General features: G+C 66.3%; 15 protein-coding genes. 7 read left to right on the top strand and 8 right to left on the bottom strand.

Translation table 11 applies throughout. The annotated features are described in order from the left end of the window. Positions 1–20: 20 nt before the first annotated feature. The 4 genes from alc to HWX36_RS17860 all read left to right on the top strand — a co-directional run bounded on the left by alc (position 21) and on the right by HWX36_RS17860 (position 2281). On the top strand, positions 21–1034 hold the full coding sequence (gene alc / locus HWX36_RS17875) for an allantoicase (RefSeq protein WP_175953361.1): 1014 nt from the start codon (positions 21–23) through the stop codon (positions 1032–1034). Next, complete coding sequence (locus tag HWX36_RS17870) at positions 1031–1543, top strand: ureidoglycolate lyase (RefSeq protein WP_175953360.1); 513 nt, start codon at positions 1031–1033, stop codon at positions 1541–1543. The genes alc and HWX36_RS17870 overlap by 4 nt, the downstream gene beginning before the upstream one ends. A 42-nt stretch (positions 1544–1585) precedes the next feature. Continuing rightward, positions 1586–1798, top strand: a complete 213-nt coding sequence (locus HWX36_RS37210; RefSeq protein ID WP_244136444.1) for a hypothetical protein — start codon at positions 1586–1588, stop codon at positions 1796–1798. Positions 1799–1870: 72 nt separating this feature from the next. Beyond that, complete coding sequence (locus HWX36_RS17860; protein ID WP_175953359.1) at positions 1871–2281, top strand: ACT domain-containing protein; 411 nt, start codon at positions 1871–1873, stop codon at positions 2279–2281. Between the two features lie 100 nt (positions 2282–2381). Here the strand turns inward: HWX36_RS17860 and HWX36_RS17855 are convergent, their stop codons facing one another. Together HWX36_RS17855 and uraH are read right to left on the bottom strand one after the other, a co-directional pair. After that, positions 2382–3575 (bottom strand): urate hydroxylase PuuD, encoded by a 1194-nt coding sequence (locus tag HWX36_RS17855; RefSeq protein WP_175953358.1) that lies wholly within the window; start codon positions 3573–3575, stop codon positions 2382–2384. A 54-nt stretch (positions 3576–3629) separates the two neighbouring features. Continuing rightward, a complete protein-coding gene (uraH, locus tag HWX36_RS17850; protein WP_175947483.1) occupies positions 3630–3983 on the bottom strand; it encodes a hydroxyisourate hydrolase in 354 nt (117 codons plus the stop codon). Positions 3984–4494: 511 nt separating this feature from the next. Here uraH and HWX36_RS17845 point away from each other — a divergent pair. Beyond that, positions 4495–5913 (top strand): 8-oxoguanine deaminase, encoded by a 1419-nt coding sequence (locus HWX36_RS17845; RefSeq protein WP_175953357.1) that lies wholly within the window; start codon positions 4495–4497, stop codon positions 5911–5913. 93 nt (positions 5914–6006) lie between these two features. On the opposite strand, the gene HWX36_RS17840 is transcribed toward HWX36_RS17845, so the two are convergent. Both HWX36_RS17840 and HWX36_RS17835 read right to left on the bottom strand, forming a co-directional pair. Continuing rightward, the gene (locus HWX36_RS17840; RefSeq protein WP_006762467.1) at positions 6007–6936 is read right to left on the bottom strand and encodes a LysR substrate-binding domain-containing protein; all 930 of its coding nucleotides are present in this window, start codon (positions 6934–6936) and stop codon (positions 6007–6009) included. Positions 6937–7157: 221 nt separating this feature from the next. After that, complete coding sequence (locus tag HWX36_RS17835) at positions 7158–7367, bottom strand: dodecin (protein ID WP_006493215.1); 210 nt, start codon at positions 7365–7367, stop codon at positions 7158–7160. 135 nt (positions 7368–7502) lie between these two features. Between HWX36_RS17835 and HWX36_RS17830 the strand changes: the two genes are divergently transcribed. Beyond that, a complete protein-coding gene (locus HWX36_RS17830; RefSeq protein WP_175953356.1) occupies positions 7503–8387 on the top strand; it encodes an NAD(P)-dependent oxidoreductase in 885 nt (294 codons plus the stop codon). A gap of 78 nt (positions 8388–8465) precedes the next feature. Here the strand turns inward: HWX36_RS17830 and HWX36_RS17825 are convergent, their stop codons facing one another. From HWX36_RS17825 to HWX36_RS17810, 4 genes are all read right to left on the bottom strand, one after another. Continuing rightward, positions 8466–8912, bottom strand: a complete 447-nt coding sequence (locus HWX36_RS17825) for a hypothetical protein (RefSeq protein ID WP_027784713.1) — start codon at positions 8910–8912, stop codon at positions 8466–8468. A 333-nt stretch (positions 8913–9245) separates the two neighbouring features. Continuing rightward, the gene (mscL, locus tag HWX36_RS17820) at positions 9246–9677 is read right to left on the bottom strand and encodes a large conductance mechanosensitive channel protein MscL (RefSeq protein ID WP_006487991.1); all 432 of its coding nucleotides are present in this window, start codon (positions 9675–9677) and stop codon (positions 9246–9248) included. Between the two features lie 231 nt (positions 9678–9908). Further along, on the bottom strand, positions 9909–11072 hold the full coding sequence (locus tag HWX36_RS17815; RefSeq protein WP_175953355.1) for a tetratricopeptide repeat protein: 1164 nt from the start codon (positions 11070–11072) through the stop codon (positions 9909–9911). 88 nt (positions 11073–11160) lie between these two features. Continuing rightward, the gene (locus HWX36_RS17810) at positions 11161–11841 is read right to left on the bottom strand and encodes a PspA/IM30 family protein (RefSeq protein WP_113045091.1); all 681 of its coding nucleotides are present in this window, start codon (positions 11839–11841) and stop codon (positions 11161–11163) included. 442 nt (positions 11842–12283) lie between these two features. Between HWX36_RS17810 and HWX36_RS17805 the strand changes: the two genes are divergently transcribed. Further along, positions 12284–14806, top strand: a complete 2523-nt coding sequence (locus tag HWX36_RS17805) for a penicillin-binding protein 1A (RefSeq protein ID WP_175953354.1) — start codon at positions 12284–12286, stop codon at positions 14804–14806. Positions 14807–15031: the final 225 nt, after the last annotated feature.

The following is a 15031-nucleotide window of genomic DNA, read 5'->3' as shown; positions in this document are numbered from 1 at the left end:
ACTGAAACCAAGGAAACATCATGGCTGTTCCGCTTCTCGATCCCAACGCACCCGACTTCACGCGGCGCTACGTGAACCTTGCCGACCCGCGCCTCGGTGCGCAGGCGCTCGAAGCCAGCGACGATTTCTTCGCGCCGAAGGACCGGATGCTGAACCCCGAGCCGGCCGTCTTCATCCCCGGCAAGTACGACGACCACGGCAAGTGGATGGACGGCTGGGAAACGCGCCGCAAGCGCACGACGGGCTACGACTGGTGCATCGTCAAGCTCGCGCGCCCGGGCGTGATCAAGGGCTTCGACATCGATACGAGCCACTTCACCGGCAACTTTCCGCCGGCCGCGTCGATCGAGGCCGCGTTCGTGGCCGACGGCGCGCCGACGCATGCGACCGAGTGGGTCGAGATCGTGCCGTCGACGACGTTGCAGGGCAACAGCCATCACTACGTCGAAGCGAGCGATGCGCGAGCGTTTACGCACCTGCGCGTGAACATCTATCCGGACGGCGGCATTGCACGCCTGCGCGTGTACGGCCAGCCGCAGCTCGACTGGGCCGGCGCGAGCGCGACCGAGCAGTTCGATCTCGCGGCGATGGAAAACGGCGGTTACGTGGTGGCCGCGAACAACCAGCACTTCGGCGTCGCGTCGAACCTGCTGCTGCCGGGCCGCGGCGTGAACATGGGCGACGGCTGGGAAACCCGCCGCCGCCGCGAACCGGGCAACGACTGGGCGATCATTGCGCTCGCGCAGCCGGGCGTGATCCGCAAGATCGAAGTCGATACCGCGTTCTTCAAGGGCAACTACCCGGATCGCTGCTCGATCCAGGCCGCGTACGTGTCGGGCGGCACGGACAGCTCGCTGATCACGCAGTCGATGTTCTGGCCCGTGCTGCTCGGCGAACAGAAGCTGCAGATGGACAAGCAGCACTACTTCGAACAGGACATCGCGTCGCTCGGCCCCATCACGCACGTGCGGCTGAACATCATTCCGGACGGCGGCGTGTCGCGGTTGCGTCTGTGGGGGACGCTCGACAAATGAAGACGCTTGTTATCGAACCGCTGACCAAGGAAGCGTTCGCGCCGTTCGGCGACGTGATCGAAACGGAAGGGGCGAAGCAGATCCCGATCAACCTCGGCACCACGATCCGCTTTCACGATCTCGCGAAAGTCGACGTGACCGATGAAGGCGGCCGCACGCTCGTCAACCTGTTTCGCGGCCAGCCGCGCACGCTGCCGTTCGAAGTGAAGATGCTGGAGCGGCACCCGCTCGGCAGCCAGGCGTTCGTGCCGCTGAACGACCAGCCGTATCTCGTCGTCGTGGCGCCCGCGGGCGATCTCGATCCGGCGAAGATCCGCGCGTTCGTGACGAGCGGGTGGCAGGGCGTCAACTATGCGAAGGGCGTGTGGCATCACCCGCTGATCGCGCTGGGCGGGGTCAGCGATTTCATCGTCGTCGATCGCGGCGGCGACGGCCTGAACCTGAACGAGCAGGACCTGCGGGAATCGCTGTGGCTCACCGACGAAGCGCTGCACGCGCTGACGGCCTGAGTCACCGGCGTTTCTACCGTCATCCGATGAAACCCGCGCATCGTGCGCGGGTTTTTTTATGCGCGACTGTTCGGCGAGATTCAGGTCGCCGCGTTGTTACGGGTGTCGCGCGACCTGCCGACGCCGCGCCGCCGATTCGCAATCGGTGCACGACGTGTGTATCGCGTCGTGTATCCGGCGCGCCCGCGGGACGATCCGCGTACCGCCGCATTGCGCGACTGGCTCGCGAACGAAGTCGCGACGATGCGCGCGTAGCGGTGGTGCCTGCGCATGCTATCGTGCCCGCATCTTCACCGCACGACGTCCGGTTTCGGACGTGTTCCTCCGATGAGCCAACCTGAAAACGACCTCGCGATCCTGCTGAGCACGATGCAGCCCGAACTGCACCCGGGCGCGTTCGCCTTCGTATCGCTGCCGACCGGCGCAGACGTATCGTTATCCGAAGTGATCGCAACATTCCGCGAAGCGGAAGGGCTGACGGTCGTCGTCGACGAGCAGACAGCCGCGCGTCACGGCTGGCACGTGCTGTTCCGTGCGGCCTGGATCACGCTGACCGTGCATTCCGACCTTGCCGCTGTTGGCCTCACGGCGGCGTTCGCACGAGCACTCGGCGCGGCCGGCATCGGCTGCAACGTAATGGCGGCTGCCTGCCACGATCACATCTTCGTGCCGTTCGACGACGGCCCGCGCGCGCTCGATGCGCTCGTCGCGCTTCAGCGCGACGCGATGCGCGGCTGACGCGCGAAGGGCGTCCGGGACACGCAAAAAAGAACGGGCCCGTCACCGGGCCCGCGAACGGAGAGGATGGCGCCGGGAACGACCCACGGCGCACGGCGGCTTACTTGTTCGCGCCACCCTCGAACCAGGCGGCGAGCCTCGTGCGCTCGTCGTCGGTCATGTGCGTGACGTTGCCGATCGGCATCGCCTTCAGGCGTACGGCCTGTTCGTAGATGCGCTGCGCGTTCTTCGAAATTTCGTCCGGCGTGTCGAACATCACGCCTGCGGGCGCGCTGCCCATCAGCGTCGGCTTGGCCGAGTGGCACTCGACGCAGCGCTGCTGCAGGATCGGCATGATGTCGTTGATCACGACCTTCGGTGCGTTCGCGGCCTGCGCTTCCGGTGCGATCGGCTTCGGCATCGTCCACACCAGCGCACCCGACAGCAGTGCGACGCCGCCGATCGGCAGGTACCACAGCTGCTTGCCGCGGTGACGCATCACGAAGAACTGGCGGATCAGTGCGCCGGCCAGCATGATCATCACGAGCACGACCCAGTTGAACTTGTTCGTGTAGGTCATTGCATAGTGGTTCGACAGCATCGCGAACACGACCGGCAGCGTGAAGTACGTGTTGTGCACCGAGCGCTGCTTGCCGCGCTTGCCGTAGATCGGGTTCGGCTCTTCGCCCTTGAGCATCTTGTCGACCATCTTGCGCTGGCCGGGGATGATCACGAAGAACACGTTCGCCGACATGATCGTCGCGAGCATCGCGCCGACGATCAGGTAGGCGGCACGGCCTGCGAAGATGTGGCACGCGAGATACGCGGCGGCGACCACGTAGATGCCGACGCAGATGCCGAGCACGCGGTCGTTGGTGCCGAGGATGCGGCACAGCGAGTCGTAGACGATCCAGCCGGCCATCAGGAAGCCGAGCGCGGACGCGACGGCGACCACCGGGCCCATGTCGAGCACGCTCTTGTCGATCAGGTACGTGTTCGGCGCGAGCAGGTACAGCACGAAGAACAGCGAGAAGCCCGACAGCCAGGTCGTGTATGACGGCCACTTCGACCAGTGCAGGTCATCCGGCATTTCCGGCGGGGCGACGGTGTACTTCTGCATGTTGTAGAAACCGCCGCCGTGGACGTGCCACAGCTCGCCGAACACACCGCGCTTGCGCTGGTTCGGGTCGGTCGGCGGTTTCAGGCTGTTGTCGAGCGCGACGAAATAGAAGGACTCGCCGATCCACGCAATGGCGACGATGACGTGCAGCCATCGCAATGCGAGGTTCAGCCAGTCGGTGATGAAGCCTTCCATGAAACTCCTCCAGACTCAGATCGTTTGTCTTTGATGCCGGCGCCGATGCGTGTGTCAGCTGCCGCGATAGGTGCTGTACGACCACGGCGACACGAGCAGCGGCACGTGGTAGTGCGAGCCGGCGTCGGCGATGCCGAAGCGCAGCACGACGCGATCGACGAAACGGGGTTCGGGCACCTTCACGCCGAGCGACGCGAAGTAGTCGCCGGCATGGAACACGAGTTCGTATTCGCCGGCGGCGAGCGCGGCGCCTTCGAGCAGGGGTTCGTCGCAGCGGCCGTCGCTATTGGTCAGCACGGTCTTGATCGCGCGGCGCGATTCGCCGTCGAGCGCGTAGAGGTCCACCTTGATTGCAGCGCCGGGACGGCCGTGCGCCGTATCGAGTACGTGGGTAGTGAGCTTTCCCATTCGCAATTGTCCTTGTGTGAATGCGAGGTTCGGCGGCGACTCGATCCATAGACTGTGCGGCGGATCGAGGCTCCACGTCACGTGGCTACATACCCGTCGGCGAGATTGAAGCGAGCGCCGTGCAGGCATTGTAAAAAGGTTCCCCGCGCAAATACGGGCGCGATATCAAAGATAATGCGCCGCGCATGAGCGGCTGTCGACGGCACGCCGGATACGGCTTCCGGCGGGCGTTTCGGCGCACCGGCGGGGCGTTGCGCGGCGTACCATATCGAAACCGTGAATCGCGGTATTCCGGATCGCGCATTGTGCGCGGCGCGCGCTTGGGCGATCCTCCCGCCGTGCGCGTCGGCCTGTGGCCCGCGCGTACCCCGAAGACGGCGAGCACGCCGGGTAACCGGGCCAGGGCGTTCGAACGGACGCAGGCGCCGGAGCGTGCCGCGATTCAGCGTTCGAACGGCTGTGTGACCGTCCCCAGGATCCTCCCCTGGGGGCAGACCGACGCGGAGAACGCATGAACCTTGAGCAGCACGCCGGCGCACGTGCGCCGAACACGAACACCTCCTCATCCCGCCCGAAAACCCTGCTGGTCAAGCACGCCGACGTGCTCGTGACGATGGACGACGCGCGCCGCGAATTGCGCGACGCGGGGCTCTACATCGAAGACAACCGGATCGTCGCGGTCGGCCCGACCGCCGAGCTGCCCGATACGGCCGATGAAGTGCTCGACCTGCGCGGCCACCTCGTGATCCCGGGGCTCGTGAACACGCATCACCACATGTACCAGAGCCTGACGCGCGCGGTGCCGGCGGCGCAGAACGCCGAGCTGTTCGGCTGGCTCACGAACCTGTACAGGATCTGGGCGCACCTGACGCCCGAGATGATCGAGGTGTCGACGCTCACCGCGATGGCCGAGCTGCTGCAGTCGGGCTGCACGACGTCGAGCGATCATCTGTACATCTACCCGAACGGCAGCCGCCTCGACGACAGCATCGGCGCCGCGCAGCGGATCGGCATGCGTTTTCATGCGAGCCGCGGCGCGATGAGCGTCGGCCAGCGCGACGGCGGGCTGCCGCCCGATTCCGTCGTCGAGCGCGAGCCCGACATCCTGCGCGACACGCAGCGCCTGATCGAGACCTATCACGACGAAGGCCGTTACGCGATGCTGCGTGTGGTGGTCGCGCCGTGCTCGCCGTTCTCGGTGAGCCGCGACCTGATGCGCGACGCCGCCGTGCTCGCGCGCGAATACGGCGTGTCGCTGCACACGCACCTCGCGGAGAACGTCAACGACATCGCGTACAGCCGCGAGAAATTCGGCATGACGCCCGCCGAATATGCGGAAGATCTCGGCTGGGTCGGTCACGACGTGTGGCATGCGCACTGCGTGCAGCTCGACGATGCGGGCATCGGCCTGTTCGCGCGCACCGGCACGGGCGTCGCGCACTGTCCATGCTCGAACATGCGGCTCGCGTCGGGTATCGCGCCGGTGAAAAAGATGCGTCTCGCGGGTGTGCCGGTCGGCCTCGGCGTCGACGGCTCCGCATCGAACGACGGCGCGCAGATGGTTGCGGAAGTGCGGCAGGCGCTGCTGCTGCAGCGGGTCGGTTTCGGGCCCGATGCGATGACCGCGCGCGAAGCGCTCGAGATCGCGACGCTCGGCGGCGCGAAGGTGCTGAACCGTGACGATATCGGCGCGCTGAAGCCCGGCATGGCCGCGGACTTCGCCGCATTCGACCTGCGCCAGCCGCTGTTCGCGGGGGCGCTGCACGATCCGGTTGCGGCGCTCGTGTTCTGCGCGCCGTCGCAGGCGGCATACACGGTGGTGAACGGGAAGGTGGTGGTGCGGGAAGGGCGATTGGCGACGCTCGACTTGCCGCCCGTGATCGAGCGCCACAACGCGCTTGCGCACGCGCTCGTCGAGGCATCGCGCTGAAGCAATCCTGAAGCCGGGCGGTGGCGGCCTGGCCGAGCCTGCCGCTGGCGCGTCGTCGCGCCGCGCCCGTAACGGCGCGGGCGGCGTGTGCCGTTACGCCTCGATCAGCGTGCGGGTGGCTTCGGCGACGAGGCTGCGCAGCCAGCGCACTTCGTCGGAGTAGTGGCAGCGCTCGTGCCACAGCTGGTAGTACTGCATCGGCGGGAAGTCGAGCGGCGCGGGCACGACCGACAGCGGCAGGAACTTCGCGTAGTGATCGGCGAACAGGCGCGTCGTCGTGAAGATCAGGTCGGACTTCACGAGCACGTACGGTGCGAGGTTGAAGTACGGCAGCGTGACGACCACGTGGCGCTTGAGCCGTTCGCGCGCGAGATGCACGTCGATCGCGCCGCGCTGGCCGACCGAGTAAGGCGTCGGCGCGAGATGCGGTGCGTTCAGGTACTGGTCGAGCGTGAGCCCGCCGCGCTTCGCGAACGGGTGCGTGTTGCTCATCAGGCAGACGATTTCGTCGACGAACAGGTTCGACAGGTGCAACTGCTCGGGTGGCTCGGGCCAGTTGCCGACGACGATGTCGAGCTTGCCGTCTTCCAGCGCGAGTTCGTAGTCGAATGCGGGGCCGAGCGAGTGGAATTCGAGCGTTGCGTTCGGCGCGGCCTGGCGGAAGCGCTCGACGACGGTCGGCACGAACAGCACGTTCAGGTAGTCGGGGCAGCCGATCCGGTAGCAGCGGATCGACGTGGCCGGGTCGAAGTTGTGCTGCTGGAACTTGATGCGCTCGATTTCACGCAGCGCGTTCTGCACGGGCTCGAGCAGGCGCAGCCCGTATTCGGTCGGCACCATGCCGGATTTGCCGCGCACCAGCAGCGGATCGCCGGTGATGTCGCGCAGGCGCCGCAGCGCGGCGCTGATCGCCGGTTGCGACTGGTTCAGTTTGACGGCCGCGCGCGTGACGCTGCGCTCCATCAACAAGGTGTGCAAGACGCGCAAGAGGTACGTGTCGATCGCCTCGCGTTGCTGACTCATGATTTCTCCGGGTTATATGTCTGGGCTGATCGAGGGGTACTGTGGGTATATCGTTTTTAATATGAACGAAAATCAGCGTCAAGAGATGGATACCCGCAGGCACCCACCGGCCGGGCCGCGGCAAGGGGCCTGAACGGGGCGGATGGCGGTGCGCGCGGCGCCGCGCGGATGCGCGGGGCGTGTATCCGGATCGCGGTGCGGCGTGTGATGTGGCGTGCGCGTCAGTCGTCGATGCGCATGCCGACCTTCAGCGTCACTTGCCAGTGCACGACCTGGTCGCCTTCGATATGGCCGCGCGTTTCGGTTACCTGGAACCAGTGCAGGTTGTGCAGCGTCTTGCCGGCTTTCGAGATCGCGTTGCGGATCGCATCGTCGCTCGATTGCCGCGACGAACCGGTCAGCTCGATCATCTTGTACACGTGGTCGCTCATGATGCGCTCCCTGGGATATCGGTATGGATTGAAGGTGCAAGCCGTGGTCCCGAGGCGGCGCCGCGTGTGCCCGGCTTCTTGAGTGATAGGTATGATGGGCGGCAAGTTCAACCCATATCGGAGACGAGGAGCATCGTGGAAGTCGGATTTTGCGGACCGGGATTGATGGGCGCGCCGATGATTCGGCATTTGCTGGCGGCCGGGCATCGGGTCAGCGTGTGGAATCGTTCGCGCGACAAGGCCGAGGCGCTCGTGAAGGACGGCGCGCAGGTGGTCGGCACGCCGCGCGAACTGGCGGAGCGCGTCGATACGGTATTCGTGTGCGTGCTCGACGGCCGCGCGGTGGGCGACGTCGTGTTCGGCGAGCACGGGCTGCTCTCCGGCGACGCCGCTGCGCGCCGCCTGCGGCGCATCGTCGATCATTCGAGCATTCCGCCTGCCGCGACGCGCGATTACGCGGCGCGCGCGGCCGCACTCGGCGTCGGCTGGGTCGATGCGCCGGTGTCGGGCGGCGTGCCCGGCGCGCAGGCCGGCACGCTTGCGGTGATGGCCGGCGGCCGCGCGGCCGATCTCGACGCGGTGCGGCCGCTGATCGACACGTACGCGTCGCGGATCACGCACATGGGCGACGCGGGCGCGGGGCAGACGGCGAAGTTGTGCAACCAGGCGATCGTCACCGCGACGGTGACCGCGATTGCCGAGGCCGTCGGTCTTGCGCAGGCGAGCGGCATCGATGCCGCGCGGCTGGCCGAAGCGCTGGCCGGTGGCTGGGCCGATTCGGTGCTGCTGCAGACGTTCGTGCCGCGCATGACGTCCGGCGGTCATGCACCCATCGGCGCGCTCGGTACATTCCAGAAGGACGTCGATGCGATTGCCGACGCGGCGCGCGACACCGGCGCGGTGATGCCCGTGTCGGCCACCGTGCAGCAGGTGCTGCGGCTCGGCGCTGCGCAAGGGCTCGCCGGTGCCGATTTCGCCGCGTTCATCGACATCGTGCGGCCCGGCAACGGGCGTCAGTGAACTGGCGTCGTGACGGGCAGGAGGGGGCGTGAATGGCAGATGGGCCGCCCGGAGGCGGCCCATCGAATGGCAGGTTGATCAGCCGAGGGAGCGTGGTGTCGTGTCGCCGGCGTTCTGGCGGCCGAGCCCGCCGCGCAGGCTCGCTTTCGTGCCTGCACCAAACTCGGGCAGGATGCGCGCACGCGCACGGCTGGCGAACACGAGGAAGCCGAAGCCGTTTGCTTCATACCAGTATCCGCCGTTCTCGAGGCCGTCCAGCGGCTGCTCGAGCGCGTTGGCGATCGATTCGATGCAGCGCTTGCGCAATTCGGCGATGGCCGGATAGGGCGGCTGCGCGCCGCGCACGCTGCACAGGAGCACGTCGAGACCGGGCAGCACATGCGCGTACAGGACGGGTTCGTCCTGCGCGCGGGCGCGGGCAATCTTGGTGTCGAGCTGGGCAAACGGTTTCGAGTGGCGCAATACCGCGAGGAATGACTCCTGGCCATCCTGCTGGGCACGCCGACGTTTTTTCGGGAAGGACATAAACACTCGCCTCAAAAACAATTGCAAGAAATGCGGCACTTTCATGCGACCCACTCCCGGCTATGTACGCCGCATGTCGATCCTTTATAGCACACGAAAATGCTGCCTTCGTGCAGTACGACGATCAATGTCTCCCGTCGACCTGCTCGCCATGATCGACACAGCCAGCGTCTTGGCGCCCGTACTGTCGTTTAGTCTCCATCATAGACCTGCTTTCCCCGCGCGTGCATTCGCCCGTCACAAAAAAGTGAGATAGGCCGCATGCGGCGGTGCATCGCGCGCGCAATAAAAAGGCCCGCACGGGGCGGGCCTGGCTGGCGGGACGCTTGGCGATCAGCGCTGCTTCAGCGAATCGCGGATCTCGCGCAGCAGCACGGTGTCTTCCGGCGTCGCGGCCGGTGCGGCTTCTTCCGGCTTGCGCAGCTTGTTGATGAATTTCACCATCAGGAAAATGATGAACGCGAGGATGACGAAATTGATCGCCACCGTGATGAACGAGCCGTAGCCGAACGCCGCGACACCTGCGGCCTGCAGGTCCTTGAACGAATCGGGATTACCCTTGAACGTCGGGGGAATGGTGCCGAGCAGAACGAACTTGTTCGAGAAATCCAGGCCGCCGGTCAGCACGCCGATGACCGGCATGATGAGGTCTTTCACGACCGAGTCGACGATCTTCGAGAACGCGCCGCCGATGATCACGCCGACGGCGAGATCCATGACGTTGCCCTTGACGGCGAACTCCTTGAATTCCTTGATGATGCTCATGAGCGGCTTTCTCCTGGTTGGGGCGAGGGGAGGCGTGCCGCGACGCGCAGGGATGCAGAGCGTCGAATGAGGGTCGGTGGCACGCCGATGGCCGCATGATAGCGAACGCTCCCCATTGCCGGTAGTCCATCTTGAAATGATTGACAAATCCGCGGGTCGGCGGGGCCGGCATGCAGGGGAGCGTGGCGTGCGTTGCAGCGCGTCGCGGGTGCGTCGACGCGCTGCGCGGCGTCAGGTGTTGTCGTCGGTCCAGCCGTCGTCGTTGCTGCCGAGATCCATGCCGCCGCCGCCGTTGCCGTCGCTCCAGTTCGAACTGTCGCCGCGGCCGAGGTCGAAGCCCGGGTCGTTGTCCTGCCGGCGGCGCTCGCCGTCGACGATCACGTCGCGTTCGACCACGCGCTCGCGGCCGCCCGACATCGCTTCGCCGAGCAGTACGCCGGTCAGCAGCCCGCCCATGCCCCCGCCGAAACCGCCGCCGCCTTGCTGAATCACGACTGGCGGTTGCTGTTGCGGGTAGGGCTGCTGCGGATACGGCTGGCCTTGCGCGCCCGTCATGCGATCGGCTTCCTGCGCATACACGGAGCCGCTGCCGTTCGCCGGTGCCGCGGGTTGCGCGGCCGGATCGGGGCGGCCTTCGACGCGTGCCTTCACGCTCGCATGACGCTGTTCGAGTTCGTCGATGCGATACGGCGGCACCGGATTCTTGCCGTTCGAGAGCGATTCGACGAGCGTGCGCGCATCGGTCTCGATCGCGTCGAGGTCACCCGTGAGCGCCGCGGCGCCGGGCGCCGTCGACAGCTTCGCGTCGAGTTTCAGCGGACGGATGTCGTTCAGCACGTCGGTGGCACGCTTGAGCTGCGTGCGGCGCTCGTCGTCGGCGCGGCTGTCGTCGGCCGTGCGCGCACGCCGCAGCGTCCAGCGCAGCACCAGCGCGATCACCGCGACGATCAGCCCGAGGCCGATCCACATGCCGGTCGACGGCCCGTGTTTTTCGGCCGGCGCGACGGCGGGCGCGAGCGACGATTGCAGCGTACCGGCCTGCGCGGCCGAAGGCGCGTTGCCGTTCACGCGCGCGGCGTCGGCGCGGATGCGCGACTCCGTCTGCGCGAAGCGCGATGCGTCGGTGAACTTGAGTTGCGGATCGAGCGACTTGGCGCGCTGCAGCTGCTCGAGGGCGTCGGACGCGCGGCCTTCACGATCCAGCACCTGTGCGTACAGGTAGCGCGCGTGCGCGTTGTTCGGATGGGCGTCGATGACTTGCGACAGCTGCGTGTCGGCTTGCTGCCAGTTGCGCTGCGCGATCGATTGCTCGACCTGCTGCAGCGACGGGACCGCAAACGCGGCGGACGACAGCAACATCAGCGAGAGGCCGAGTGCGGCGAGAGATTTCTTCATGGTCGAACCGGGCGCAGGCGCCCGTCTCCTGACGATCGGTTCGCGCCGCGCCCGGGGCGGGCGGCGGCGCGGTTGCCCGCGGTTGCCGTTACTGCGCGGGCGTATCGAGCTGCTTCTTCAGTGCGGCGAGGCGATCCTCGACCGACGGGCCCTTGTTCAGCGCGGCGAGCTTGTCGTCGAGCGCCTTGCCGCTCGACGTGTCGGCCGAATTCAGGCGTGCGTCGGAGCGTGCGTTCTGCAGCGCGACCTTGTCCTCGAGCTTCTGGAAGTCTTCGGACAGGTTCTTGCCGCCGATGCCGCCCAGGGCGCTGGCTGCAACATCCTTCGCCTGCGCGATTTCCTGCTTGGCCTGCAGGATGTTCGAGCGTGCATTCAGGTCGTTGCGGCGCTGACGCATGTCGGCGATCTGCCCCTTCAGCTTGTCGACCGACGGCTCGAGCGTCGACAGCTCGGCCGCGAGCGCGTCGCGCTCGGCTTCCGCGTTCGACTGTGCGCTGAGTGCCTCGCGTGCGAGTGCTTCGTCGCCGGCCTGCAGCGCGCGCTTCGCGCCGTCCTCGTACTTCTTCACCTTGTCGTCGGCCGCATCGCGCTTGCTGCGCTGGGTCGCGACCTGTGCCTCGATCTCGATCAGCGAATTCTCGGCACGGCCGATGCTGTCGTCGAGCTCCCGCACGATCTGCCGTGCGTCGCGCGACGGATCCTGTACCGAATCGGCCGCATCGTTCAGCAGGCCTTTGATCGTGCGCGAAACAGAGTCGAAAAGCGACATGAAATCCTCCGTGGTTGAAAGGCGCCGCGTGACCGCGGCAGTGCCCGTTGCGAGCCGGTTCCGACCCGCATGAGCCGGCGGATATTACACCACCGGTTCACTTAAATACGGCTTAAACGCGCGAGTTCAAGCGGCTTGCGCATCAGGATGTCGAACCTTTCGCGGTTGAAAGAATATCGGCCGTGCGCGCCATATTGCGTGTCCATGATAGGCAGAGGATGCCGACAATACGTTCCTCAAATCTCGGCATTGCGGGAATTTTTACAAAAAATCGCGAAGGCACCCGGTCGATTTCATTAAAATGCGCTGTCACGTCGCGGGAACGGATCGCCGCGCGGCGGGGTCTGTCGACGTGACAGCCGTATCACGCCGTATCCGCTCTGATTCATTCGCCTGCATTACGCATGCGTCCGAGGGTGCCACGTACACCCGCCATTCCGACATGCCAATTATCAAACGACCGCCTTCTTCTTCCGACAGGAACGAACCCCACTACACGCTGCGCCGTTCGCCGTCCGGAGCCTATTACCCCGATGACGACGATCGCGACCATCGCGACGACGACCGCCGCACCCAGCGCAGCGGCGGCGGGCGCCGCCGCTCGTTCGGCTCGCGCGTCGTGCTGTGGTTCGTCGGCCTGTTCGTGACGCTGGCGATCGTCGGCGCGCTGATCGTCGGCTACGCGCTGGTCGTGATGGCGCCGCAGTTGCCGTCGCTCGACGCGCTGACCAACTACCAGCCGAAGGTGCCGCTGCGCGTGTTCACGGCCGATCATGTGCTGATCGGCGAGTTCGGCGAGGAGCGCCGCAGCCTCGTGCGCTTCCAGGACATTCCGGACGTGATGAAGAAGGCCGTGCTCGCGATCGAGGACTACCGCTTCTACGAACACGGCGGCGTCGACTTCGTCGGTATCCTTCGCGCGGGCGTCGCCGACCTGATGCACGGCGGCGCGCGCCAGGGTGCGAGCACGATCACGATGCAGGTCGCGCGCAACTTCTTCCTGTCGAGCGAGAAGACCTATACGCGCAAGATTTACGAAATGCTGCTCGCGTACAAGATCGAGAGGGCCCTGACGAAGGACCAGATCCTCGAGCTGTACATGAACCAGATCTATCTCGGCCAGCGCTCGTACGGCTTCGCAGCCGCCGCGCGCGTCTATTTCGGCAAGGACCTGAAGGACATCACGCTCGCGGAAGCGGCGATGCTCGCGGGGCTGCCGAAGGCGCCGTCCGCGTATAACCCGGTCGTCAATCCGAAGCGCGCGAAGGTGCGCCAGGAATACATCCTGAAGCGCATGCTCGAGGTCGGCTACATCACGCAGCCGCAGTACGACGCGGCCGTGAAGGAAGAGATCCACGTGCGTACGCCGGGCAACCAGTACGCGGTGCACGGCGAGTACGTTGCCGAGATGGTGCGGCAGATGATGTATCAGCAGTACAAGGACGAAACCTATACGCGCGGGCTGACCGTCACGACGACGATCAACTCGTCCGACCAGGAAGCCGCGTACCAGGCCGTGCGTCGCGGCATTCTCGACTACGAGCGCCGCCACGGCTATCGCGGGCCGGAAGCGTCGATCAAGCTGCCCGCGGCCGGCGACGACCGCGACGAGGCGATCGACGACGCGCTCGCCGATCACCCGGACAACGGCGACCTGCAGTCGGCGGTCGTGCTGTCGGCGTCGCCCAATGCGGTCGAGGTGCAGTTCGTCGGCGGCGCGACCACGACGATCGGTCCGGCCGGGCTGCGCTTCGTGGCGGCCGCGCTCGGCCCCCGTGCGAACGACACGCTGCGCATCAAGCCGGGTTCGGTCGTGCGCGTGCTGAAGGACGGCAAGACGGGCTGGCAGGTCGTGCAGCTGCCGCAGGTCGAGGGCGCGCTCGTCGCGATCGCGCCGCAGGATGGCGCGATCCGCTCGCTCGTCGGCGGCTTCGACTTCAACAAGAGCAAGTTCAACCACGTGACGCAGGCATGGCGGCAGCCGGGCTCGTCGTTCAAGCCGTTCATCTACTCGGCATCGCTCGACAAGGGCATGGGGCCGGCGACGATGATCAACGACGCGCCGCTGTACTTCCCGCCGAGCGTGCCGGGCGGCACCGCATGGGAGCCGAAGGACGACGACCAGCCGGACGGCCCGATGACGATGCGCACCGGCCTGCAGCGTTCGAAGAACCTCGTGTCGATCCGGATCCTCGCGTCGATCGGCACGCAGTATGCGCAGCAGTACGTGACGCAGCGCTTCGGCTTCGATCCCGCGAAGACGCCGCCTTACCTGCCGATGGCGCTCGGCGCGGGCCTCGTGACGCCGCTGCAGCTCGCGACCGGTTATGCGGTGTTCGCGAACGGCGGCTACAAGGTCGATCCGTACCTGATCGCCGAGGTCGACGACGCACGCGGCCAGCCGCTGCAGAAGTCGCAGCCGGTGCTCGCGGGCAGCACGGCGCCGCGCACGATCGAAGGCCGCAACGCATACGTGATGAACAGCCTGCTGCATTCGGTCGCGACGGCCGGCACGGGCGCGGGCACCAACGTACTGGGCCGCAGCGACCTGCAGGGCAAGACCGGTACGACGAACGACGCGAAGGACGGCTGGTTCGCCGGCTACCAGCAGTCGCTCGTCGCGGTCGCGTGGATGGGCTTCGACCAGCCGAAGAGCCTCGGCAGCCGCGAATTCGGCGCGCAGCTCGCGTTGCCGATCTGGGTGAATTACATGCGCACCGCGCTGAACGGCGTGCCCGAGCAGCAGATGCCGATGCCGGACGGCCTGACCTCGATCGACGGCGAGCTGTACTACGCCGACCGCACGCCGGGCAACGGCTTCGTCGCGAACGTCGACATCAACCCGGCCGAAAATTCGATCAGCGCGAACGACGCGCTCGGCTCGGCCGGTGCGGCGGGGCTTGCGCCGCCGCCCGTCACGCCGCAGGAGAAGCAGCAGATCATGGATATGTTCGAGAACAAGTAAGCGGCATGCCGCCGTGCCGGCATGCGACGGGCGCCTTCGGGCGCCCGTTTTTTGTGCGCCCAGCATGGGCGCACTCCTGCGGGTGTAAGTCCCGCCGTAAGTTGGTCACAACGAACGAAGTGAAGCGCAACTGCATGAGTGTGACCGAGTGTGGGAAGGAAGCGTGGAGCGTAAATCGCGAGCCGATGGACAAGAACCGTATAGAAGGCATTGCTGAGCAGGGCG

It is taken from the genome of Burkholderia sp. BCC0405 (genome assembly GCF_902833075.1).
Taxonomy (GTDB): domain Bacteria; phylum Pseudomonadota; class Gammaproteobacteria; order Burkholderiales; family Burkholderiaceae; genus Burkholderia.
This window is presented reverse-complemented; position numbering and strand designations above follow the sequence as displayed.

What these genes read in the sequence shown, in the direction of transcription:
- HWX36_RS17810 (WP_113045091.1), bottom strand. Translation starts at nt 11,841, where the DNA reads ATGTCGCTTTTCGACTCTGTTTCGCGCACGATCAAAGGCCTGCTGAAC.
- HWX36_RS17860 (WP_175953359.1), top strand. Translation starts at nt 1,871, where the DNA reads ATGAGCCAACCTGAAAACGACCTCGCGATCCTGCTGAGCACGATGCAG.
- HWX36_RS17835 (WP_006493215.1), bottom strand. Translation starts at nt 7,367, where the DNA reads ATGAGCGACCACGTGTACAAGATGATCGAGCTGACCGGTTCGTCGCGG.
- mscL (WP_006487991.1), bottom strand. Translation starts at nt 9,677, where the DNA reads ATGAGCATCATCAAGGAATTCAAGGAGTTCGCCGTCAAGGGCAACGTC.
- HWX36_RS17840 (WP_006762467.1), bottom strand. Translation starts at nt 6,936, where the DNA reads ATGAGTCAGCAACGCGAGGCGATCGACACGTACCTCTTGCGCGTCTTG.
- alc (WP_175953361.1), top strand. Translation starts at nt 21, where the DNA reads ATGGCTGTTCCGCTTCTCGATCCCAACGCACCCGACTTCACGCGGCGC.
- HWX36_RS17825 (WP_027784713.1), bottom strand. Translation starts at nt 8,912, where the DNA reads ATGTCCTTCCCGAAAAAACGTCGGCGTGCCCAGCAGGATGGCCAGGAG.
- HWX36_RS17845 (WP_175953357.1), top strand. Translation starts at nt 4,495, where the DNA reads ATGAACCTTGAGCAGCACGCCGGCGCACGTGCGCCGAACACGAACACC.
- HWX36_RS17815 (WP_175953355.1), bottom strand. Translation starts at nt 11,072, where the DNA reads ATGAAGAAATCTCTCGCCGCACTCGGCCTCTCGCTGATGTTGCTGTCG.
- HWX36_RS17805 (WP_175953354.1), top strand. Translation starts at nt 12,284, where the DNA reads ATGCCAATTATCAAACGACCGCCTTCTTCTTCCGACAGGAACGAACCC.
- HWX36_RS17870 (WP_175953360.1), top strand. Translation starts at nt 1,031, where the DNA reads ATGAAGACGCTTGTTATCGAACCGCTGACCAAGGAAGCGTTCGCGCCG.
- uraH (WP_175947483.1), bottom strand. Translation starts at nt 3,983, where the DNA reads ATGGGAAAGCTCACTACCCACGTACTCGATACGGCGCACGGCCGTCCC.
- HWX36_RS17855 (WP_175953358.1), bottom strand. Translation starts at nt 3,575, where the DNA reads ATGGAAGGCTTCATCACCGACTGGCTGAACCTCGCATTGCGATGGCTG.